The 23,381-nt window shown below is 59.0% G+C and carries 20 protein-coding genes; 15 read left to right on the forward strand and 5 right to left on the reverse strand.

Translation table 11 applies throughout. The annotated features are described in order from the left end of the window. Positions 1-109: 109 nt before the first annotated feature. From ACQUQU_RS12470 to ACQUQU_RS12480, 3 genes are all read right to left on the reverse strand, one after another. Positions 110-439: a hypothetical protein gene (locus ACQUQU_RS12470; protein ID WP_430460020.1), complete on the reverse strand. Its 330-nt coding sequence runs from the start codon at positions 437-439 to the stop codon at positions 110-112. Positions 440-715: 276 nt separating this feature from the next. Further along, positions 716-1,639 carry a TIGR01777 family oxidoreductase gene (locus ACQUQU_RS12475; RefSeq protein ID WP_430460021.1) on the reverse strand — a complete coding sequence of 308 codons (924 nt, stop codon included), beginning with the start codon at positions 1,637-1,639 and terminating at the stop codon, positions 716-718. A 130-nt stretch (positions 1,640-1,769) separates the two neighbouring features. Then, positions 1,770-3,539, reverse strand: coding sequence for an acyl-CoA dehydrogenase C-terminal domain-containing protein (locus ACQUQU_RS12480; protein WP_430460022.1), 1,770 nt, complete (start codon positions 3,537-3,539; stop codon positions 1,770-1,772). Positions 3,540-3,780: 241 nt separating this feature from the next. Here ACQUQU_RS12480 and ACQUQU_RS12485 point away from each other — a divergent pair, with 241 nt between their 5' ends. The 15 genes from ACQUQU_RS12485 (at position 3,781) to ACQUQU_RS12555 (ending at position 19,342) form a co-directional block, all read left to right on the forward strand. Then, positions 3,781-4,902: an NAD(P)/FAD-dependent oxidoreductase gene (locus ACQUQU_RS12485; RefSeq protein WP_430460023.1), complete on the forward strand. Its 1,122-nt coding sequence runs from the start codon at positions 3,781-3,783 to the stop codon at positions 4,900-4,902. Next, positions 4,899-5,309 (forward strand): sirohydrochlorin chelatase, encoded by a 411-nt coding sequence (locus tag ACQUQU_RS12490; RefSeq protein WP_430460024.1) that lies wholly within the window; start codon positions 4,899-4,901, stop codon positions 5,307-5,309. The genes ACQUQU_RS12485 and ACQUQU_RS12490 overlap by 4 nt, the downstream gene beginning before the upstream one ends. 112 nt (positions 5,310-5,421) lie before the next feature. Further along, entirely contained in the window at positions 5,422-6,426 is a 1,005-nt protein-coding gene (locus tag ACQUQU_RS12495) for a YbgA family protein (RefSeq protein ID WP_430460025.1), read from the forward strand. Next, entirely contained in the window at positions 6,423-7,301 is an 879-nt protein-coding gene (locus ACQUQU_RS12500) for a MerR family transcriptional regulator (protein WP_430460026.1), read from the forward strand. The genes ACQUQU_RS12495 and ACQUQU_RS12500 overlap by 4 nt, the downstream gene beginning before the upstream one ends. Further along, a complete protein-coding gene (gene phrB, locus ACQUQU_RS12505) occupies positions 7,298-8,755 on the forward strand; it encodes a deoxyribodipyrimidine photo-lyase (RefSeq protein WP_430460027.1) in 1,458 nt (485 codons plus the stop codon). The genes ACQUQU_RS12500 and phrB overlap by 4 nt, the downstream gene beginning before the upstream one ends. After that, on the forward strand, positions 8,755-9,708 hold the full coding sequence (locus ACQUQU_RS12510) for an acyl-CoA desaturase (protein WP_430460028.1): 954 nt from the start codon (positions 8,755-8,757) through the stop codon (positions 9,706-9,708). Before phrB ends, ACQUQU_RS12510 begins: the two co-directional genes overlap by 1 nt. Continuing rightward, the gene (locus ACQUQU_RS12515) at positions 9,705-10,133 is read left to right on the forward strand and encodes a nuclear transport factor 2 family protein (RefSeq protein ID WP_430460029.1); all 429 of its coding nucleotides are present in this window, start codon (positions 9,705-9,707) and stop codon (positions 10,131-10,133) included. Before ACQUQU_RS12510 ends, ACQUQU_RS12515 begins: the two co-directional genes overlap by 4 nt. Further along, on the forward strand, positions 10,130-11,050 hold the full coding sequence (locus ACQUQU_RS12520; protein WP_430460030.1) for an SDR family NAD(P)-dependent oxidoreductase: 921 nt from the start codon (positions 10,130-10,132) through the stop codon (positions 11,048-11,050). Before ACQUQU_RS12515 ends, ACQUQU_RS12520 begins: the two co-directional genes overlap by 4 nt. Continuing rightward, entirely contained in the window at positions 11,047-12,318 is a 1,272-nt protein-coding gene (locus ACQUQU_RS12525; RefSeq protein WP_430460031.1) for an NAD(P)/FAD-dependent oxidoreductase, read from the forward strand. Before ACQUQU_RS12520 ends, ACQUQU_RS12525 begins: the two co-directional genes overlap by 4 nt. Beyond that, positions 12,315-13,253 carry a DUF1365 domain-containing protein gene (locus ACQUQU_RS12530; RefSeq protein WP_430460032.1) on the forward strand — a complete coding sequence of 313 codons (939 nt, stop codon included), beginning with the start codon at positions 12,315-12,317 and terminating at the stop codon, positions 13,251-13,253. The genes ACQUQU_RS12525 and ACQUQU_RS12530 overlap by 4 nt, the downstream gene beginning before the upstream one ends. Next, a complete protein-coding gene (locus ACQUQU_RS12535; protein WP_430460033.1) occupies positions 13,250-14,503 on the forward strand; it encodes a class I SAM-dependent methyltransferase in 1,254 nt (417 codons plus the stop codon). Before ACQUQU_RS12530 ends, ACQUQU_RS12535 begins: the two co-directional genes overlap by 4 nt. A gap of 33 nt (positions 14,504-14,536) precedes the next feature. After that, positions 14,537-15,088: a DUF2878 domain-containing protein gene (locus ACQUQU_RS12540; protein WP_430460034.1), complete on the forward strand. Its 552-nt coding sequence runs from the start codon at positions 14,537-14,539 to the stop codon at positions 15,086-15,088. 10 nt (positions 15,089-15,098) lie between these two features. Next, complete coding sequence (locus ACQUQU_RS12545) at positions 15,099-15,929, forward strand: hypothetical protein (protein ID WP_430460035.1); 831 nt, start codon at positions 15,099-15,101, stop codon at positions 15,927-15,929. 65 nt (positions 15,930-15,994) lie between these two features. Then, positions 15,995-18,052 carry a TonB-dependent receptor plug domain-containing protein gene (locus ACQUQU_RS12550; RefSeq protein WP_430460036.1) on the forward strand — a complete coding sequence of 686 codons (2,058 nt, stop codon included), beginning with the start codon at positions 15,995-15,997 and terminating at the stop codon, positions 18,050-18,052. A gap of 327 nt (positions 18,053-18,379) precedes the next feature. After that, positions 18,380-19,342, forward strand: coding sequence for a LysR family transcriptional regulator (locus ACQUQU_RS12555; protein WP_430460037.1), 963 nt, complete (start codon positions 18,380-18,382; stop codon positions 19,340-19,342). A gap of 42 nt (positions 19,343-19,384) precedes the next feature. On the opposite strand, the gene ACQUQU_RS12560 is transcribed toward ACQUQU_RS12555, so the two are convergent. Both ACQUQU_RS12560 and ACQUQU_RS12565 read right to left on the reverse strand, forming a co-directional pair. Beyond that, entirely contained in the window at positions 19,385-20,545 is a 1,161-nt protein-coding gene (locus tag ACQUQU_RS12560; RefSeq protein WP_430460038.1) for a hypothetical protein, read from the reverse strand. Positions 20,546-20,662: 117 nt separating this feature from the next. Beyond that, entirely contained in the window at positions 20,663-23,284 is a 2,622-nt protein-coding gene (locus tag ACQUQU_RS12565; protein ID WP_430460039.1) for a LuxR C-terminal-related transcriptional regulator, read from the reverse strand. Positions 23,285-23,381: the final 97 nt, after the last annotated feature.

Consider the following 23,381-nt stretch of genomic DNA (forward strand, 5'->3'; position numbering starts at 1 on the left):
AGAGAAGGAAGACATCGATACATCAGAAGACTGCCATGGGTGATCGGGTGCTGCGATCAAATTAGTGCCAGGACTGTACTCACCGCCTCCTGGCTGACGGTATTCCGGGTCAGGCCGTTGGCGTGATGTTCTTCACGTTCTTGGCGGTAAAGTAGGCAAACGATCCTTCAATATCGCCCACTTCTACCCGGTTGGGTGACAGCGGTGAGCTTTTGATCGCGGCGATGTAAAGACCGTGGCTGGACACCAGGTTTTTATCGACATCGCAGAAATGCGGTTGCGAGAAGGCGAAAGTTTTCCGTTCACAGCCTCGTTCCAGCGTCAGAATCAGCTGAGCGTCGGTCAGCTCGTTGGCGCGGGAGTAATTCACATAAGTAACCCGATATCCCTGATCGAATTCGTAAAGGTATTGATCTAATGTCTGGCGGCTGATGCTCATGGTGAAACTGACCTGTATCGGTGAACGTCTTGAATACTTTAGGTGTAGTCAGACAATTTCCCCGCCGCAAACGAAGTAACAGAAATCTACACACTTACCCTGAGTGTCATTTTTCAGTTAATAAATTCCGTTTTTCCCAAAGAAATTCAATGGATTGCCAGTAATGACAGGTGTCAAACTTTTGGTTTATTACACGAAAGCAACAGTCGCTTACACACTTGTGTAACAGCCGCATTAAACGGCTAAAAAAGGGGGGATTAAGGGGCGGTTTGCCCCTCAGTCGCGGTGCTGCAGAAGGGCCAGAGCGGCGTGGATGTCAGTAAAGTCAAACGGAAAGTGCTGGCTCTGCAGCACAGTGGGCAACACCTTCTGCCCTTTGAGCAGCAGGTCGGCCATTTCGCCGAACAGCCAGCGCGCCACAAAGGCCGGCAGCGGCAGCAGCGCCGGGCGATGCAGGGCAGCAGCCAGGGCACGGGTGAAGTCGCGGTTGCTGACCGGTTGCGGCGCCGTCATGTTCACCACCCCGCTGATCTGGGTGGTCATCAGGAAGTGCACGGCCCGGCGGTAATCGCGCAGGGAAATCCACGACAGCATCTGTTCGCCGTCACCGATCACACCGCCCAGCCCCAACGAGAAGGGCAACAGCAACTTGCCAAGCATACCGCCCGACCGATCCAGTACGATGCCGGTGCGCAACAGCACCAGCCGGTCGGTCAGGGCGCCAAAGGCCAGTGCCGCGTCTTCCCAGTCACGGCAGAGGCCGGCAGCGTAATCCTGCCCGGGCGGGCTTTGTTCAGTCAGTGCCGGGCTGTTCTGGCCGTCGAACGCGCCGTAAACCCCCACCGCCGAGCCACTCATCACCAGACGGAAACGCTGACCGTTGCGCACCGCCCAGTCCGCCAGATCGCGGGTCAGGGTGACGCGGCTGTCGAACAGCGCCTGCTTGCGCTCGTCGCTCCAGCGACGGTCGGCAATGCCCTCGCCCGCCAGATTCACCAACACGTCGAAGGGCCCGGCCAGTTCGTTGATGGTGGCGGCCACCCGCACCGACGGCCAGCGCCGCAGCACGGGCCCGGGGCGGCGGGTGAGTACGGTGACCTTATGGCCCATGGCCAGAAAATCCTCCACCAGTGCCGAGCCGATAAAGCCGCTGCCGCCGGTGATCAGGATGCGTTCCCGTGTTGCCATGTCGTTGACCATACTGCCACCTCACTTCACTGCGTTCCGTAACGGATCAGCCACCGGCCATGTACCACGATGCCCTGACCGGAAAGCCTGACCGGTATGCCTGACTCAGCCAGGCCCAGCGGCTCCGGCCTGACCGAAGTGGTCAGAACTGGTCGGCGGTCATGGCCATCAGACTGTCCTTACCGGCTTCGATCTCGGCCACCAGACTCAGACTCTGGGGCAGGATCTTATCGATAAAGAACTGACCGGTTTTCAGCTTAGCACCGTAAAAATCGGTTTCTGTGCTGCCGTTCTCCAGTTGCTGCTGCGCTTCCAGCGCCATGCGGCTCCAGAAATAGGCCACCGCTGTCAGGGCAAACAGGCGCAGATACGGTGTGGCCGCCGCCCCGGCCTGCTCGCGGTCGGCCATGCCGTTCTGCATCAGCCACATGGTCGCTTTCTGCAGACGCTCACTGGCGGCTTTCACCTCGGCAGCGAACGGCGCCTGCGGATGTTCTTTCAGGAAGCCTTCGACCATGCCGAAGAAACGACGCACCGAACGGCCACCGTTCATGCCCATTTTGCGCCCCACCAGATCCAGCGCCTGAATGCCGTTGGTGCCTTCGTAAATGCGGGTGATACGCGCATCACGCACAAACTGCTCCAGCGGCCAGTCCTGGGTAAAACCGGAACCGCCCATCAGCTGCAGGCCGTCGTTGGCGCAGAAGAAACCTTCGTCGGTGAGGAAAGCTTTCACCACAGGCGTCAGCAGCTGCACCATGTCGTCGGCGCGTTCGCGCTCGTCTTCCGTCGAACCATGGCTCGCGATATCGAGTTGCATGACGGTGTAGTAAGCCAGCGCGCGGCAACCTTCGATGGTGGCTTTCTGGCGCAGCAGCATGCGCCGCACATCCGGATGCACAATGATCGGGTCGGCGGGTTTATCGGCCGCTACCGGACTATTAAGCGCACGGCTCTGCAGACGGTCTTTGGCAAAGCCCAGCGACACCTGATACGCCGCTTCGGCAATGCCCAGCCCCTGCATACCCACCATCAAACGGGCGCTGTTCATCATCACGAACATGGCCTGCAGACCTTTGTGCGCTTCGCCGATCAGCCAGCCTTTGGCACCTTCAAAATTCATAACACACGTAGCCGAGCCGCGGATCCCCATCTTGTGCTCAAGACCACCGCAGAAGGCCGGGTTACGGCTGCCGTCGGACAGGAATTTCGGCACTAAAAACAGCGAAATCCCCTTGGAGCCGCCCGGCGCATCCGGCAGTTTGGCCAGCACAAGATGCACTATGTTATCCACCAGGTCCTGCTCGCCGCCGGTGATCCAGATTTTGGTGCCGGTAATGGCGTACGAGCCATCGGCCTGAGGTTCGGCTTTGGTGCGGATCAGGCCGAGGTCAGTACCGCACTGGGGCTCGGTCAGGCACATGGTGCCGGTCCACTCACCGCTGATCAGCTTTGGCAGGTATTCGTTTTTCTGCTCGTCGGTGCCGTAGGTCAGCAGCGCGTTCACCGCGCCGTGGGTCAGCCCCGGATACATGCCCAGCGACAGGTTGGCCGAGCACATCATTTCTTCAGCCAGGGTGTTCAGTACGTGCGGCATGCCCTGACCACCGAATTCCACCGGCGCCGACAGCGCGGTCCAGCCGTTCTCGGCAAACTGTTGGTACGCCTCGCGGAAGCCCGCCGGCGTTTTCACGGTTTTCGCGGCCGGGTCGTAGGTGCACCCTTCGCGGTCGCCGGTCACGTTGGTGGGGGCGATGACGTTCTGGGTGAATTTCGCGCTCTCGTCGAGAATGGCGTCCATGATCTCGCGCGTGGCGTCTTCAAAGCCTGGCAAGGCGGGCAGAATCTGGTCGCCTTTCAGCACTTCATACAATACAAACTGCATATCACGCACAGGTGCCTGATAACTCATAGCCGGTACTCCTGACGGGACTGGCCCTCGCCGGCCAGTCTCACTGATGGTTTGAACAGAGGTTTGTCACAGGATCCGGGATGGCAACCACCAAATCCTATACATTAGTTATACATATACACGTAAGCATGTACAATAGGCAGCGTTGTACAAGATCCGTTGCAGCGGCCCGCTGACCCGCTGAATAGAACCGGCTGAACACAACCCGTTGTACAAGACCAATGATCCGGATGGAGTCTTCATGACCGACGTGACCGCACACTCCTCAAACCCAACACCGGCTCCTGAGCGGAGCACAGAACCAGCACACATCAGGGAACCCGCGCGCATCGCCGTCATCGGCGCCGGACTTGCAGGCCTGATCGCCTGCCGCGATCTGCGCCAGGCCGGTTTTCACGTCACCGTGTTTGATAAAAGCCGGGGCTCCGGCGGGCGTCTGGCCAGCAAGCAGGTGAACGACAGCAGCTGGGACATGGGCGCGCAGTTTATGCGCGCCCATTCGGCTGCTTTTTCTGACCAGCTGCACGACTGGCAGCAGGCGGGACTGGTACAGCGCTGGGCGGTAACGCCATGGGTGTTCCGTGACGATCAGCTGCAGCCGTCCGACGACGGCGTTGCCCGCTACGTTGCCACGCCGCGCATGACCGCCCTGAGCCGCGCCCTGCTGGCGCAGGCCAGCGCCTTTGTGCCCTCTACCCGCATCGTACGCTGTGAAAACCGCGGCGCGGCCGCCCGGCCCGAATGGTGGCTGAGCGACGATCAGGGCGTCAGTCACGGGCCGTTTGAGGCACTGCTGATCAACACGCCGCCGCAACAGGCCCTGCCGTTGCTGGACAGGGCCAGCCCCGCATTCAACGCAGCGCGGGAGCGGATTGCCGGGGTCGACATGCTGCCCTGCTGGAGTCTGTTGCTGACCCTGAACGAGCCTTTGCCCGCCCTGCCCGACGCCCTTTTTGTGCAGCAGGGCATCCTCAGCTGGGTCGCGCGCAACAGCAGCAAACCCGGACGGGACAGCACCCACGAAAGCTGGGTGATCCACGCCAGTCACGGCTGGAGCCGGCAGCATGAAAACAGCCCGCGCGAGCAGGTGCAGCGCGACTTATTGGCTGCCTTTGGCGAACTGACCAGCGCTGCACAGACGGGCGCCTCGTTCTCAGACCACACTATCCGCGATCAGTGGCTGCACCGCTGGCTCTATGCGGTGCCCGCCAACCCGCTGCGCCAAGGCTCGCTGGCTGATGAACAGCAGCGTCTGGCAGTGGCCGGTGACTGGTGTGCCGACGCCAGCCTTGAAGGTGCCTGGCACAGCGGGCAACATGCAGCCCAACAGCTGATTGCCTTACTGACAGCGGAGACCCTATGACCCCGACTCTTTCTTCTTCCCGTGCCTCGGTGCTGCTGGCCCACGGCAGTTCCGACGCCCAATGGCTGGCGCCGTTCAGCCAGCTGCTGAACGGTATCCGCGACGGACTGGATGCCGGTACCCGGGTCGAGCTGGCGTACATGGAACTGGCCGAACCTTCCCTGACCGGGCAGGTCCGCGCACTGGCCCACGCGGGCTATCAGCACATCGACGTGCTGCCGCTGTTCTTTGCCGCCGGCCGTCATCTGCGCCACGACGTGCCGCGCATGCTGAAAGAACTGCAGGACACCCTGGCGCAGGAAGGTGTGCCGGTGCGCATCGAACTGCACAGTCCGGTGGGGCTGGAGCCGGAAGTGGCCGACGCCATCAGCCGCGTCGTGATACGACAGGTCAGTCAGGCTGACTGATGGTGTCCATTAGTTATACAAAGTCAGAATAAGTTATACAAAACAGGTTGACTTGTAGAAGTCTGAGCCGCTTAAATAATCTTGTACAACATCTGGTGCAAAGGTTATACAAATGGCTCAGTCACTTTCTTTCCAATCGCCGCTTTCAGCACGTCTGGTCAACGGACGTATTCCGGTCGGTATCAGCGCCTGCCTGATGGGCGACCCGGTGCGTTTTAACGGCTCGCACAAACGCTCGCGTTTCTGCACCGACACCCTGAGCCAGTACTTCGCCTTTGAATCCGTATGCCCGGAAGTGGGCACCGGCATGAGCACCCCGCGCGAGCCGATCCGTCTGGTCGGCAGCCTGAACGACGACGCCGTGCGCGCCGTGGGCACAGTCGATGCCTCGGTCGACGTGACCGATGCCCTGCGTGCCTATGGCGAGCAGAAAGCCCACGAGATGCGCCATCTGTGCGGCTACATCTTCATGCAGAAGAGCCCGAGTTGCGGTCTGTTCGGCGTTAAACGCTATCTGGCCAACGGCCATCCGGAAGGGTCCGCGCGCGGCATTTACGCCGACGCCTTTGTGCAGGCCAATCCGCTGCTGCCGGTCGAAGAAGCCGGCCGTCTGAACGACGCCGTGCTGCGCGAAAATTTCATGACCCGCGTGTTCGCCTACCACGACTGGCAGCAGTTTGCCGCCGCCAGCATCAGCGCCCGGGGTCTGATCGACTTCCATTCGCGCTACAAATATCTGGTGATGGCCCACAGTCTGGTGCACTACAAGAGCATGGGCCGCATTCTGGCGAACCTGCGCGAGGGTAACCTGCAGACGCTGGCGCAGGATTACTTCACCCAGCTGATGACGGCGCTGAGCAAACCCGCCAGCCGTAAAACCCACACCAATACGCTGATGCACCTGCAGGGCTATTTAAAACATCTGCTGAATGCCGGCGATAAAGCCGAACTGAGCCATCTGATTGAGCAGTACCGCACCGGCATCGTGCCGTTAATCGTGCCGCTGACCTTGCTGCGCCATCACCTGAATCATCACGAAGACGCCAGTGCCTATGCGCGTGCGCAGGTGTACCTGAATCCGCATCCGTATGAACTGGGGCTGAGGAACGCGCTGTGAACCGACTCGACGACCGGGGCACCTACCCGATCCGCGAATTTGCCCGCATCACCGGCGTAAACCCGGTGACGCTCAGAGCGTGGGAACGGCGCTACGGCATCATACGTCCGGAGCGCACCGAGAAGGGCCACCGCTTTTACACCGACGCCCACATCGCCGAGGTGAAACACATTCTGTACTGGCTGGATCAGGGCTATCCGATCCGTCAGGTACGGCTGTTAACCAAAGAAGGCCAGACCACGCCGCAATCGCTGGATCTGAATCAGGAATGGCAGGCACTGCGTGAACAGCTGCTGCTGGCGGCGCAGAGCCTGAATGCCCAGCTGGTTGAAGAGTGCCTGAACACCGGCTTCGCCACCTATCCGCTGGCGGTGTATTACGACTACTGCCTGCACCCTGTGTTATCGCAACTGCGCGGCGAAGACGGCGCGCTGCACAGCAAAAGTTTTGAATATCTGGTCAGCCGTAAACTGGCGGCGGTGATGATGCAGCATCAGCGGCACATTAAAGGGCCGGCGGTGCTGTCGGTGTGCAATCACCCGCAGGCGGAGCTGGAAACCCTGGCCTGCGCCTGCGCGTTAAGTGCGGCGGAATTCCGCGTCGAATATTTCGGCCCGCAACTGACCCCGGCCGATGTGCAGCGCGTCAGTCACACCCTCGACGTGTCGCACATCTGGCTGCACGTATCGCCATTGGCCGACAGCCACGACTGGCAGACGTTTATTCACACCAGCGACCGCCCGCTGATGGTGTCCGGCCACCTGCCATTTTCGTTACCTGAGCACAGCGACACGCTGCAGATGCCCGACCGTCTGGCGCCTCAGGTCCGTCAGTTCATCACCTGTGCGGCGGGCGCTGTGGGAGATAAATCATGACAACCCTGGTGTGGTTCCGGACCGATTTACGCGTGCACGATAACCCCGCGCTGTGGCATGCCGCGCAACGTAAAGACGATGTACTCGGTGTGGTGTTTGTCAGTGAAAAGCAATGGCGCCGCCATGGCCTTGGCCCTCGCAAAATTCAGCTGATTAAAAACCGGATGTACGCGCTGGCCGATGAGCTGAAAGCGCTGAATATTCCGCTGCTGATTGTCAATGCACCGACCTTTGCCGAGTGCAATTTAAGCCTGCAGCGCGCCTGCGTGCAGATGAACATCAGCCGCGTGAATTTTAATATCGAATACGAAGTGAACGAGCGTCACCGCGACATCGAGTTTGCCCGCTGGTGCCGGGAAAACCAGATCGAAGTGAATAAATTCCACGATCAGTGCCTGCTGCCACCCGGGTCTGTGGTCACCCAACAGGGCGGACCATTCCGCGTGTTTACGCCGTTCAAAAAAGCCTGGCTGCAGCAGGCCAATGTGGTCATGCAACCACCACTGCCAGCGCCGGCCAAACGCAACGCCGCCGACGCCAGAACGCTGGAAACACTGGCCCGCGTGCAATCGCAGATGCTGAAACAGGGACCGCTGCCCGAGCAGGAAGATGACCCGCTGTGGAGCGTGGCAGAAGCCGATGCCCACGACAAACTCGAGTGTTTTATCAGCGAACGGGCGCTGGATTACAAAGACGACCGTGACCATCCGCTGCGCGAAGGCACCAGCCGGCTGTCGTTTGAATTGTCGCTCGGTATTTTATCCCAGCGTCAGTGCCTGCACGCCGCACAACAGGAAAACAAAGGCTTTCTCGCCGGCGGTTTCCCCGGCATCGATTGCTGGATCAGTGAGCTGATCTGGCGCGAATTTTACCGCCATTTACTGGTGGCCTTTCCCGATCTGTGCAAACACAAGGCCTTTAAACCGGAAACCGAAGCCGTGCCATGGCGCCACGACGAAGACGATTTTCTGGCCTGGTGCGAAGGCCGTACCGGCTATCCGATTGTTGATGCCGCCATGCGTCAGCTGGTGCAGCAGGGCTGGATGCACAACCGTCTGCGCATGATTACCGCCATGTTTTTAACCAAACATTTATTGATCGACTGGCGTAAAGGCGAAGCCTTTTTCAACCACTGGCTGGTTGATGCCGATCTGGCCTCCAACAACGGCGGCTGGCAATGGAGCGCCTCCACCGGTGCCGATGGCGCACCGTATTTCCGGATTTTTAATCCGACAAGCCAGTCGGAAAAATTCGATGCCAGCGCTGAATTTATTGCGCAGATGGTACCCGAGCTTGCGGTACTGGCACCAAAAGACCGCCACGCGCCGGACAATCTGCAACGCGCCCGTTGCCGCTACCCATTACCTGTGGTGAACCACCAGTACGGCCGCGCCCGCGCCCTTGAAGCCTTTAAATTATCCCAGGCCCAGACACTGACGGAAGGAGATGCCTGATGACCACCGCCACGCAGGGATTCTGGCGCAATATCGTGCGCTGGTTCGATTCAACCGCCGGTGCCGACGACGACATGAGCAGCACCCGCTTTAACTGGGTGCGTGTGATTCCTTTTATTCTGATGCACATCATTGCGCTGCTGGCGCTGGTGATTGAAACCAGCACCACCGCCATTGTGGTGTGTCTGGCACTTTACTGGCTGCGTTTATTTGCCATTACCGCCTTTTATCACCGTTATTTTTCCCATCGCTCGTACAAGACCAACCGCTTCTGGCAGTTCTGCTTTGCCCTGCTCGGCAATATGGCCGCACAACGTGGGCCGCTGTGGTGGGCCGCGCATCACAGAGCGCACCACCAGCATTCAGACAGCGCAGACGATTTGCACTCTCCGGTTCAGCGCGGGTTCTGGTGGAGCCATGTGGGCTGGTTTACCTGCGACGCGTCCTTCCGCACCCAGTTACACCGCATTAACGATTTTGCGAAGTTTCCGGAATTGCGCTGGCTCGACCGCTACGACGCCTTCGGCCCTGTGCTGTTGATGGTGCTGCTGTTTATCGGCGGAGAAATACTGGCACTCACTCATCCCGAACTGGCCACCTCAGGCGTGCAGCTGGTGATCTGGGGCTTTTTTGTCTCCACCGTGGCGCTGTTTCACAGCACAGTCACCATTAATTCCCTGGGCCATATCTGGGGTAAAAAGCGCTTTAACACCGACGACCACAGCCGCAACAACGCTTTTCTGGCGCTGCTGACCTTAGGTGAAGGCTGGCATAACAATCATCACCGCTGGGCGGTGTCGGCACGTCAGGGTTTCTACTGGTGGGAAATCGACATTACCTACCTGATTTTAAAAATGATGAGCTGGGTCGGCATCGTCCGCGAATTAAACCCGGTACCGGCGCATGTGCTGGCCGAAGGACGTGGCGCCCGTAACAGGGAGGAACGCTCATGACATCCCGTTCACAGGAATTCCGCCGTTTTTATCTGGCCCTGAACCGCGACACGCTGAGTGAAGACTTTCTGGCCGGCATTTACGACCGCGACATCGTTTTTACCGACCCGCTGCACCGCATCGAAGGCATTAAAGCGCTGCACCGTTATTTCAGCGAAATGTACGCCAACGTCGACAGTATTGATTTCAGTTTTACCCAGCATTACGACAGCGCCAACAGCAGCATGGAACGCTGGACCATGACCTTCCGTCATCCGCGTCTGGCCGGCGGCAAGCCGATCAAAGTGGACGGCTGTTCCGAGTTGCACTGGAGCAACGGCCGCATTGTGCGCCATCAGGATTTCTTCGATGCAGGAAGCATGCTGTATGAGCATATTCCGCTCATGGGCTGGGGCATCCGTAAACTGAAGGAGCGCCTGGTATGAAAGCCTCTGGTATGAAAACGTCTTTGAAAAATCAGGTGGTGTGGCTCACCGGCGCCTCCACCGGCATTGGTGAAGCGCTGGTGCCGCTGCTGCAGAAAGAATGCGCGCACGTTTTTATTTCTGCCCGCAATGCAGAATCCCTGTGCGCAATGGCGGCACGCTTCAGCAATGTTACGGCACTGGTCGCCGACGTGACCCAGCCCGACAGCCTGAAAACCGCCGCGGCCATCATCAGCAGCCGGTTTGATCATCTCGACTGCCTGATTGCCAACGCCGGCACCTGCGAATATGTGGACGTCGGTCATTTCGACAGCGCCCTGATTGAGCGCGTGATGCGCACCAATTTTATGGGGCTGGTTTACAGCGTCGAAGCCGCCCTGCCCTTATTGCGCAAAAGCGCACGCCCGCGCATCGCCGGCGTCAGCAGCAGTGTGACCGCGCTGGCCATGCCGCGCGCCGAAGCCTACGGCGCCAGCAAGGCGGCGAGCACGCATTTTCTGCAAAGTCTGCGCGCGGATTTATGGGCCGAAGGCATTCAGGTCAGCGTGATTTCTCCCGGATTTGTCCAGACGCCGCTGACCGATAAAAACGACTTTCCGATGCCGGCACGCATCAGCGCCGCTCAGGCCGCGACCGCCATCGTGCGCGGTCTGAATAAAGGCGAAAGCGACATTCATTTCCCCAAACGTTTTACCCGCCTGCTGAGATTCATCGGCTGGCTGCCCGATGTTCTGCGCTTCCGTATTGTCCGCGCCATGGCACGGCCGGGCGATGCAAACGCTGAACCGTCGGGCATCCGTCACGCCACCAGCAAGCGTGCATCGGTACCCTCTGCGTCAGTACCAGCCTCTCCTGCATCAGCCCACGCTTCGGCATCAGTAACCTCGACCAACCACTATGGAGATTCACGGTCATGACCCCGGATAAGAAAAGCAAAATTGCCGTCATAGGCTCAGGGATTTCCGGTCTGACGTGTGCCTGGCTGCTGCGCGAACGCTACGACGTGCACCTGTACGAAAGCGGTGATTATATCGGCGGCCATACCCAGACCACGGATGTGGAAGTCGCTGGCCGCAGCTATCCGGTGAATACCGGCTTTATCGTATTCAATGACTGGACCTATCCGAATTTTATTCGCCTGATGCAGAAGCTGGGCGTCGCCGCCGAAGATTCCGATATGAGCTTCAGCGTGAAATGCGAACGCACCGGACTGGAATACAACGGCCACACACTGGATACCCTGTTTGCCCAGCGCCGTAATCTGCTGAATCCGAAATTCTGGGGCATGATCCGCGATATTCTGCGCTTCAACAAAGAAACCCGGCAGGCGCTGGCCGATGGTCTGGTCAGCGAAGATGAAACCCTTGGCCAGTATCTGGGCCGCAAAGGGTACGGCGATTATTTCCGCCGCTTTTATATTGTGCCCATGGGCGCGGCGATCTGGTCGGCCAGCGAAGCCATGATGATGGATTTTCCGCTGTTTTTCTTTCTGCGTTTTTTCAATAACCACGGCATGCTGAGTGTCGATGAACGCCCGCAATGGCGCGTGATCAGCAATGGTTCACGCTCTTATGTCGGGCGCATGTTGCAGGACCTTGATCCGCAACAGGTGTATTTATCCACCGCCGTAGAGCGCGTGGAACGCCAGTCGCATGGCGTTACCCTGTATTCCTCCCGCGGTGCCGATGACTTCGATCAGGTGATTTTTGCCTGTCACAGCGATCAGGCGCTGGCCATGCTGGCCGAGCCCACCGCGGATGAAACCAGCATTTTGTCGGCCATTCCGTATCAGGCCAACGACGTGGTGCTGCATACCGACCGCAGCATTCTGCCCGCGCATAAAAAAGCCTGGGCGGCGTGGAATTACCACATAGGCCCGCAGGCACAGGATACCGTGGCCGTTACCTACTACATGAACCGTCTGCAGAATTTCCATGATTGCCCGGAGGATTTCTGCGTCACCCTGAACAAAACCCGTGATATCGACGACAGCAAAATCATCCGCCGTTTCACCTATCACCATCCGGTATTCACCTTAGACGGCATGCGAGCGCAAAAACGGCATGCAGAAATCAGCGGCCACAACCGCAGCCACTTCTGTGGCGCCTATTGGTTCAATGGTTTCCACGAAGATGGTGTGGTCAGTGCCTTACGGGTATGTGCCGCACTCGGAGTGTCACTGTGAATACCGCCACCCGCAGCGCCCTTTATCTCGGGTGGGTACGGCACCGCCGCTACACCGCGGTAAATAACGCCCTGAAATACCCGGTGTTTATGGTGCTGCTTGATCTGGATGAAGCGCCGGCACTGATGCAGCAGCATCCGCTGTGGCGCATCGGCCGCAAAGGCTTTGCACTGGCACGCTTTACAGGCCGTGATTATTTTCGCCCGGAACCGGCGCAGGATGATTCACCTGCTGACCTAAAAGCCCGTCTGGTCAGTGCCTTTAAAACGGACCTTAATGAAGACGTTGTGCGAATTTCCATGCTCACCAACCTGCGTTATTTCGGTTATTTAATTAACCCGGTGAGTTTTTATTACGGCTACCGTGCTGATGGCAGTCTGGCCGGTATTCTGGCGGACATTACCAACACGCCATGGGATGAACGTTTTCATTACCCACTGGCGATGCCTGCTGCCGAAACCTTCTCTGTCAGCGGCGCGGAACATCCGGGCATTCAGCCCCAGCGCGTGATCGGCAAGGGTGATGCGCAACGCTTTGAATATCAGTTTGCCAAACGCTTCCATGTGTCGCCGTTCAATCCGCTGGACATGACCTATCGCTGGGTCATGCAGGCACCCGCCGATGAATTACTGATTCATATGGATACGTTTAACGACGTCACCGGCCAGCGCGATATGGACGCCACCCTGCGTCTCGAACGCCATGCCTTTTCGGCGGCGGCGATGGGCTCGGTACTGAAACAATATCCCTTTATGACGCTGAAAGTGTTCTGGGGTATTTACTGGAACGCCCTTAAGCTCTGGCTGAAACGCAGCCCGTTTTACGACCATCCGGGCGCGCTGCGCAGCATGCCCGAACAGAATTCCGTCCATTTTGATAACGCCAGTCAATCACTCGTCAATAATGCCCCTGCGGGCAAGGAGCACGCGCAATGAAAGCCCTGTCGACCACTTCGCCTTCTCTGCACTGGCTCGACCGTGTCTGCCGCACGGCCCTGTTCAGTACGCTGGAAAAACTGCACACCGGCTGCATCATAGTGAAAGAAAATGGCCAGACCTCGGTCTTTGGCAACGCCCGCGAGCAGGAATTCCGCGCAACGCTGACCATTACCGATAGCGAGGCTTACCGCAGCATTGCCCTGAACGGCAGCGTGGGCGCCGGCGAATCCTATATGACCGGCGACTGGCAGTGTGACAACCTGCCGATGCTGATCCGCATTTTGTCGCGCAACAAAGACGTGGTCGATCAGATCGACGGCGGGTTGGCCAATCTGGGGCAATTAATCCTGAAGGGATTTCACTGGCTGAACCGCAACACGGAAAAAGGTTCGCAGCGCAATATCGCCGCCCATTACGATTTGGGTAATGACATGTTCGCGCAATTCCTCGACCCGACCATGATGTATTCGAGTGCTGTTTTCCCGAGCGATTCCGCCACGCTGGAAGAAGCCTCTGTGTATAAACTCGACCGGATCTGCCGCAAGCTGGATCTTAAACCCACTGACCATCTTGTCGAAATCGGCACCGGCTGGGGCAGCATGGCCATTCACGCAGCCAAACATTACGGCTGCAGTGTCACCACCACCACCATTTCGGAACAGCAATACGAATGGGCCGAGCGCCGCATTGCCGAAGAGGGATTAAGCAACCGCATTACGCTGCTGAAAAAAGATTACCGTGCGCTGGAAGGCCGCTTCGACAAACTGGTCTCCATCGAGATGATCGAAGCCGTCGGCCATCAGTATCTGCCAACCTACACCGCCACCATCAGCCGTCTGCTGAAAGACGATGGCGTGGCGCTGCTGCAGGCGATCACCATTGATGACCAGCGCTATGAGCAGGCGAAAAACGAAGTCGATTTTATTAAACGCTATATTTTCCCCGGCAGTTTTATTCCCTGCGTGACCGCCATTACCCAAGCCTTTACCCACACCACGGACATGAAAATGACCCACATGGAAGACATCACACCACATTACGCGCGCACACTGGCGGCGTGGCGTGAGCGCTTTCTGGCGAATCAGCAGGAAATCCGCGCTCTGGGTTATGACGACACCTTTATCCGCCTGTGGGATTTCTATTTTGCCTATTGCGAAGGCGGGTTCGCTGAACGGGTAATCGGTGATGTGCAGCTGATGTTTGCCAAACCGGGTAACCGCCGCACGCCTGTGCTGGGTTCACTGTAAGCACGGAGCTGGCACACGAAAAAGGGAGACAGCATGCACCGTATTCTGCTCAGCCAGCGCGGACGGATATTTTTTAATGCCGCAGGCTTTCAGTTGTGCTGGTTCGCCTGCGTCGTGCAGCCGGGCCCACTGTCACTGACAGCGGTCGGTGCGTTTATTGCCGTGCAGGCGTTCTGGTTAAGCGCCGCGCAACGCGTAAAGGCCCTGCTGTTTGCATTGGCCGGTGCCGGCTTTGATTCCTTGTTGCTGAACACAGGTTGGCTGAATTTTCCGCCGGCCACGCCGTTCTGGCTGACAGCGGACCCGTTGGTGCCCTTGTGGTTGATGCTGTTATGGCTGGCGTTTGCCAGCACCCTGTATTTATCCCTGCGCTGGCTCGCTGGCAAACCCCTGCTGGCCGCTGTCGCCGGTGCTCTGTGCGCACCGTTCAGTTATTGGGCCGGCAGTCACATGGGCGCCGTTTCTTTTACGCCCACGACGCTGCTGCTGATTGCCCTTTACTGGGCGCTGGCTCTGGCGCTGATGGCTGGTTACCGAGGTTCAGATGAAGGATCCGATGAAAGCACTGCTGTTCGCACCCGATAACCGAATACGGATGCGATTACCGATACCATTACTGGCCCGAATACTGGCCCAAATACTGGTGCTGGCCGTCGTCAGTAACACGGCAGCGGGCAGTGACTGGCATGCAGAGGAGAACGTTGAGCCACCCGCCGCCAGCACGCTGAGTTATGTTGGCGAGGCGCGGCGTCTCGACGGCGGTGAACTGCTGTACCGCGAATTTCACCAGCTGACACTGGCAGGTGCTGATCCACACAGCGCCGACGGCATGAACAACACCAGCCGGCCACTGACCCGCCATGTGGAATACCGTGCACCGGACGGCACGCTGATCGCGCGTAAAATCAACGATTACCGCGACTCTCCGCTGCTCCCGGATTTCACGCTGGAAGATGACCGCCGCGGTTATCGCGAACAACTGACCGTCCGCGACGGAGAGCTGACCATGGCCTTCGCCGAAGGCGGTTCTGCAGAATCCGTTAAACGCTTCCGCCGCCTGCCGGAGCTGGCAGTGGCCGATGCCGGCTTCGATGAACTGGTGCGCAGTCAGTGGCCGCGTCTGCTGTTGGGCAGAAGCCTCACCTTCGAATTTGCCTCGGTTGCCCGTCAGGATTTTATTGCCTTCGAAGTGCAGAAAAAATCAGAATCCGCCGACCGCCTGACACTGGCGATGTCGCTGGCTTCCCCCTGGCTTACCTGGTTGCTGGATGACATTGAACTGGAATACGACAAAAATACCCGCCGGTTGCTGGTCTATCGCGGACTGACCAATATTACCGACGCATCCGGTGCCTACTATTCGGCTGAAATCCGCTACCAGTATCCGGACTATTCATCTTCCATTCAGAATAGCGCGGCACAATAGCGTCACCGTTAACCGCTGCTCAGAAAACGTACCGCCCCTCTGGCCCAAATTTAAGGATGAATCCTATGCGCCGCGCCACGCCTGTCTGTGCCCTGACCCTGACGACCCTGACAGTGCTCACCGCACTGACGGCCACCAGCAGCCGTGCTGACGACGCCATTGAGCTGGATACCGTGGCCATCAGCGGGCAGGAAGAACCCTTAACTGATATTTCGGTGCAGAAGCTGCTGAAAGTGCCGGGCAGTGGCAACGACCCCCTCGGCGCCGTCGCCACCCTGCCGGGGGTAACCTTCAGCAGTGGCCGCCAGTCGGAGCCGGCGGTGCGGGGCTCGTCACCGGATGACAACGAATATCTGATCGACTTTGTCCCGGTCGGCTACATTTTTCACACCGACAACAGCAGTATTTTAAGTGACAACGTGATCGAGGATTTCCGCCTCGAAACCGCCGCCTGGGGACCGCAGTACAACAACGCCACCGGCGCTGTGATCGAGGCCACGTCGCGCTCACCGTATTACGACCGCAGCCAGCTGGTGATCGATGCCAGCTTTCTGAAAGCCGGTGTTTTTTACGAACAGCCGGTGAATGAAAACCAGAGTTTTTATATTGCAGCGCGCCAGAGTTTATTTCAGTTTTACGTCGAGAATTTTCTTGATGACGAAGACTTCAAATTCACCACACTGCCGGAATATTACGATTATCAGGGCAAATACGAAGTGCGCCTGAACGACACCGACCGGGTGTATTTTCAGGTGATCGGTTCACGCGATAAAGCCGGCCTGAAATTCTCGGACGACGCCGACGAAGTACTGCAGGACCCGGGCCTGAGCGGTGATATTAATTTCGAAGCCTTTTTTAACAGCCAGGGACTGGTGTGGGAAAAACTCTACGATAACGGGTTAAGCCACAAAATTGGTCTGTCGCATCTGGAACAGAAACTGGGCTTTAACGTCGGTTCCGACAACAGCATTAAAGTGAAAGTCGACGACTACAATCTGCGCAGCCAGTTTGCCCTGCCTCTGGGCATCAGCCATGAACTGGGCTTTGGCGCCGAAATCACCGAAAGCCACATCAGTTACGGTGGTGTACTGACCGCGCCACCGTGCGACGAATTTGAACCCGACTGCCGCATTGTCGACGGCACCGAAACCGTGGAAGGGTCAGGCAAACCGGTTATTTACCAGTACGACGCCCATATTCAGGACAGCTGGTCGGTGACACCGAACTGGACGCTGACGCCCGGACTGGCGCTGTCGACCGACGATTACACCGAAGAACAGTTCACCGAGCCCCGCCTGCAAAGCCGCTGGCAGTTCACTGACAACTGGTGGTTCACCCAGGCCTACGGCGAGCACCATATTCTGCCCGACAACTTCGGTCAGTACGTGGTGCCGTTCGGTAACCCGGATCTGAAGCAGCCGACCGCCACTCATTACGAGCTCGGGCTTGAGCATCAGGTGAATCCGGATCTGCTGTGGAAAGTGGAGGTGTACTACAAAGAGCTCAACAACATCATCGTTGCGCGCGCCAGTCAGGACGGTTACTACCCGACCCTGACCGACGAGGAATACAACGCCCTGCCGCGCTACACCAACGACGCCGACGGCCGCGCGTTTGGCGCCGAATTCTTCATCAACAAAAATCTGTCCGACCGCTGGTATGGCTGGATGTCGGTGGCCTATGCGCGCACCTTCCGCACCAACAACACCACCGACGAAGACTTCAGCTACAACTACGACCAGCCGGTGATCATCAATACCGTGGGTAATTACCGTCTGAGCGAAGGGCTGGAGCTGGGCATCAAATGGCGCTATCAGAGCGGCCAGCTGATTACGCCGCTCACCGGTGCCACACCCGATGCCGACGAACCGGATCTGTTTAACCCGGTTTACGGTGGCGTGAACTCTCAGCGCCTGCCGGCCTATCACCGCTTGGACGTGCGTCTGGACCGCGAAGTGAAAACCAAAGGCGGCTGGGATCTGACCCTGTATGCGGAAGTGCTCAACCTGTACAACCGCGCCAACGTCATCGGCTACGAGTACACAGGCGCCGATTACAGCGGGCGCGAGGATGTTACCGACCTGCCGATCATTCCGAACTTCGGTATCAAGGCGCGTTACTGAGTTGCCTGCAGGTTTGGGGACACAGCGGACGCTGAGCGCTTAGCCACAGCCCCGTCGTTTCAGATCCAGAAGCCGCGGCCCTCACAACCGCAGACCCCATAACGTCAGGCCTTACAGCCACCGGCATGTTTGCCGGTGGCCTGCGTTTTCCGCGCCTGAGGGGGTTATCTGACCCCCGCGGCCGATCCGGGCTAATCCCCTGATTTTCCTGCGGAAAACAACCATGGAATGGACAATGGTGAAAATTTTTCTATCATTGTTCCATACAACCCTTTAAATTGTTCTTTCTGACCCCATATTGCCGGTGAACCGCTGGAGTATGTTTTTATGCTGATTGGTAAACGCGAAGAATTCGATCTGAACGAAATGGCCATTTTCGTTCACGTGGTAGAAGCCGGTAGTTTCACCGGTGCTGCCAAAAACCTGGGCCTGCCGAAATCCACGGTCAGCCGCAAAATCACCCAACTGGAAGAGCGCCTCGGCGTGCGTCTGATTCAGCGCACCACCCGCAGCCTGCGCCTGACCGATACGGGTAACGCCTATTACAGCCACTGCGCGCGCATCCTGAGTGAAATTGAAGAGGCGAACATCGCCGTCACCCAGATGCAGAGCACTCCGACCGGCACCCTGCGCATCACCGCACCTGTGCTGTTCGGTTCGACCGTGTTGTCTGGTTTAGTAGCGGAATACATGGACCAGCACCCGCAAGTGGTGGTGGATCTGATTCTGTCCGACCAGCGTCTGGATCTGGTGCAGGAAGGCATCGACGTGGCGTTCCGCATCGGCCAGCTGGAAGATTCATCCCTGATCGGCCGTTATCTGGGCGATGTGCGCGGCATCCTCTGCGCCAGCCCGGACTACATCGACCGTTTCGGTACGCCGTCTCATCCGGAACAACTGGGTGAACACCGCCTGATTACCGGTACCAACTGGACCCAGTGGCACATGCATGGCCCGCAGGATCAGGATGTGAACCTGCAGGTGAAACCGCGTCTGCAGGTGAATGATTTCGCCAGTCTGTACGCGCTGGCACTGTCCGGCGCTGGTATCGGCCCGCTGCCGCTGCTGATCGCCGCACCGGCCATCCGCTCCGGTAATCTGGTGCCTGTGCTGTGCGACTGGCCGTTCGAAGCCAGCCCGATTCACGCCCTGTATCCGAGCAACCGCCACCTGTCGGCGAAAGTACGCAGTTTTGTGGATTTCGTGATCGACAGCATCCGCCCGAACCCACCATGGGAAGTGGAACTGGCAGAAGGCACTTGCCTGACGGCGGAAGAGAGCGGCGAGTAAGATCCTGTTCACCGCCAGATAAAACAGCCGGCGGCTGAGGTGTCAGTCGCCGGGCATGCTGTCGAGCAGCATACGGATCTGTTGCGGATCGGCATGACCGCTGGCAAAGACCTCATCGAGCTTACGCAGAAACTCTTTCAGACCTTTATCCAGCCGCATACCATCGTTGAAAATGCGGTTGGTCTCCAGAATGCCGGTTTCCATGATCTTCTGCATGGCCGACTCCTGACGTTCGTCCATGCCCAGAAACTGCAGACTGCTTTCCACACCATCGGCCATGTTCTCAACCACATCGGCGATGGAGCGCATCACGTCCTGATAACTGTGGTCGACCGTGGCCATCACCGAACTGAGATGGCCACTGAGGCGCTTTACCAGCACGCTCTCCAGCTCCAGTGACTTAAGGTTGTCGAGGGCAACGATGCGGGCGTCACAGCCCTGCAACAGCGAAAACACGTTGTCTTTGATGGCACCGTACTTCTTTGGGTCGTCCACCGGCATGTTCTTTACCAGCAGGGACACCCGCTCGTAATTCATGATGGAACGACGGCCGAAATCGACGTAACGCCCCTGTTCGGAACAGGCTTCGAGCATGGCGGATTCCATTTCCTTGGCCATGCCGTTGGCTTCCATGTTTTTGGTGCCGTAACGGCTGCGCATCTGCAGACTGCAGTTCAAGCCATAGGAACGGATCGACTGAAACAGGCGCATGCCCAGTTCATCCAGGTTGTCGCAGCGGTTTACGTCGAGCAGAAACTGAATATTGACGCCCAGATCCGACGTATCGGACATGGCGATGAAGGCCATTTCGTTGGCCTGTTTGAGCTGCATGCGCAGCTGGTCGTTGGCGATTTTGTTGAACAGCACGCGGTCGATACGGGCCTTAAGCTCGATCATATCGTCGCGGGTCAGGTAGTCGTCGCAGCCGGCGTCGTAGGCCTGCATTTTCATCTGCAGCGAATCTTCATCGGCCAGCAGCACCACAGGAACGTCGGAGCCTTCTTTCAGTGCGCGGCAGGCGTCAATGGCCTGATCGCCACCGGTGGCCACCGCATCGATCATCACCAGCTTGGCCTCCTGCGTGCCCGACAGTTCGGCCGCGGCCGAGATGGTATCGGCGAATGCCAGCTGACATTTTTCTCCGAGCAGTGACTCCAGCTGGCGGTCCTCTCCACGTCCCAGTACGACGGCTATATATCCCATAAGTCTGTCACTTCCGTTTTCGTCCCCGTTTCAGAATTAGACGACAACTGACCATTTCGCCAGCAATTCGGACAGAATCGAAACAAAAGTCATAAGTGACAGAGTATGAGCCGCCGCTCAGAGCAGGTTCAGTTCCTGCGCGCGGCGGATGGCCTGAGTACGGCTGCGGGCCGCCAGTTTGACGTTGATTTTGCGCGCGTGGGTTTTCACGGTGTGCAGTGAAATAAACAGCTGGTCCGCGATTTCCTGATTGGAATGCCCCTGAGCAATTTTGCGCAGCACTTCCAGCTCCCGTTCGCTCAGATTCACAGCAGCGTCCGCCACCTCGGCCGGCAGTTCGTCACCCGGCACCTGAAAGGCCGGAATCCAGCTCAGTAAGTGATTACCCACCCCTTCACGCCGCAGCAGGTGCAACAGGTGAGCGGCCGCCTGGGTATCGCTGCCGGCTGACAGCATGCGCTGCGCCGCCGCCCGGGCCAGCTGCAGCAACAGCGTCGCCAGCGTGCCCGGTGCCTGACGCAGCGCACTGTCGGCCACCTGCAGACTGTCGCTGGCCCTGCCCGAGGCAAGATAGAGGCGCGCCTGCGTCAGCGCAGTGAAACCCGGCAGCATAGGAAAGAGTTCGGGACGCGGCAGCTGCTGATACGGACGTCCGCCGAGCAGACGGTCGAGGGTGCTTTGCGCGCGCGCCACCTTGCCCTGAGAAATCCAGATATTGGCCTTCACCAGCGCCAGCCACTGATAGCTGTCGGGGTCGACCTGCCAGCGCTGCATCAGGCGTTCGGCCAGACCGACGTTTTCCAGCGCCCGGCTGAAATTGCCCTGTTCCACCTGTCCGATGGCGGCCACTGCATAGCCGTAACAGACGCACACATCGTGCACGCTGGCCGCTGCGGCAATGCCCTGCTGCAGCAGTTCTTCCAGCGTGTCGGTGTAACCTTCACGCAGCCACAGCATCACCGCCCGGTACAGCAACAGGCGTCCACGCGGCAGACGCTCGGCCTGACGGGCGCCGTCGGCGAGCAAGGCCAATCCGTGATCGGTGAGCACGCTGCAGTGCCCCAGATGCCCCCGGTTAAATTCAATGCGGGCGTAATCGAACAGCGCCAGTGCTTCCATGGCCGGTGCGCGGAACTGGCGCGCCAGATCCTGCGCCAGCCGGTTCCAGATGCGCGCGCCGTCCGGGTCCTGCGCCGCCAGACACAGATGGGCCAGCGTCGAGCTCATCAGAATGCGCAGGGTGAAGCGTTCCTGCGGCAGCTGCTCCAGCGCCCGGCGGCAATGTTCCTGCGCCGCGGTCAGCTGCCCACGGGCGCGGTCGAGATAACCCAGCAGCGCCGCTTCTTCGTAATCCGGCAACACGCGTCGCGCCAGCAAACGCTGAATCATGCCTTCGGCTTTGTCGCGCTGATGGGTCAGCAGCCAGGCCCAGGAGGCAATGGCCATCAGCCGCGGCGATTGGTGCAGCAGCTCGCTGTCGAGCTGACCGAACCAGTCGAGCAGGCCGGCGATGTCGAGGTCGGCGAGAATGGTTTCTGCCTCCTGCTCGACCCAGCCCAGAATTTCGCGGCCAAGACCGGCACAGCGGGCATGGTACAGGGCCGCCACCGGCTCCTGATGCACACTCAGCCAGTCAAACGCGCGCCGGTGCAGCGCCTGCCGCTCGTGCACGGGAATATCAGACGCCAGCAAACCGGCCATCACCGGATGCACGCGGAACCAGCCCGGGTGATGCGGCAGCGCATCAATAAACAGATTCAGACGCAGCGCGCGCTGCAGCGGCTCGTGATAACCGGCATCGCCGGTGACCGACGCGAGCAAGGCTTCACTGAAGGTGCCCAGCACCGCCGCCTGACGGATGAACGTCTGCAGTGGCACATCGAGACGGTGCAGGGTTTCCCCCAGCAGATAGTCGTTCATTTCCTGCTGGCCAAGTGCCGGCGCCGGTTCCAGCGGCCGGCCGGCGGCGCGGTAGCACAGCAGCCAGATGGCCAGCCCCGCAGGCCAGCCCTGCAGCCGCTGCATTAGCCCGGGGACCAATCGCGGTGCAGCTTCAACCTCGTGTTGCTGCAGCAGGCGCTGTACGTCGTCGTCGGTGAACGCCAGCTCACCGCTGCGCAGCCAGCACAGCGACGGATTCAGTTGCAGACGGCCAAGACTGACGGGAATAAAGCGCGACGCGAGGATGATGGTCACATCGGCCTGCACCTGCTCGATCATCAGGTTCAGCACCTGAAAACTGTCGCTGCTGTAGAGGACGTGAACATCGTCGAAGCACAACAGCAGGGGCCGCTCGAAGGTGGCCAGTTCCTGCAGCCATAACAACAGCACCTGTTCGGTATCGACCTGACCGCGGCGGCGGGTTTCGTGCCAGTGCGCCAGCGCGTCGGTGGCCACGCCCGGCAGCTGCAGTTCGGAGGCTTCAAGGAAATGGCGCAGGAAGGCATCCGCCGGCGCATCGCGGTTGTCGAGGGTCAGCCAGATCACGGGTTTCCCCTCGCGCTCGGCGGTGCGGGCGTAGTCGCTCATCAGAATGGTCTTGCCGTACCCGGCCGGCGCGTTCAGCCACACAACGCGGTGGTCGTGCGCAGCCTGTGCCAGCAGAGCGCTGCGTTCGAGCCCGTTCACCGGTGCATCCGGACGGCGGCCCTTCAGGGCAACCGACGCGGCAATCGCCCGCTGGTCGAGGGTCTCCAGCCACGAACTTCCGGACGTACCGGACTCGCTGTTGAACGCCATTAAGACTGTGCCTCCGTTGCAGCCCGTTCGTTGCGGGCTCTGTTGTTATTACTATGGGGCCGGATAATACCTCTCTGGCCCGTAATAACCCATGAAG

Source organism: Thalassolituus sp. LLYu03 (assembly GCF_050507655.1).
In the GTDB taxonomy this organism is placed as follows: domain Bacteria; phylum Pseudomonadota; class Gammaproteobacteria; order Pseudomonadales; family Oceanobacteraceae; genus Venatoribacter.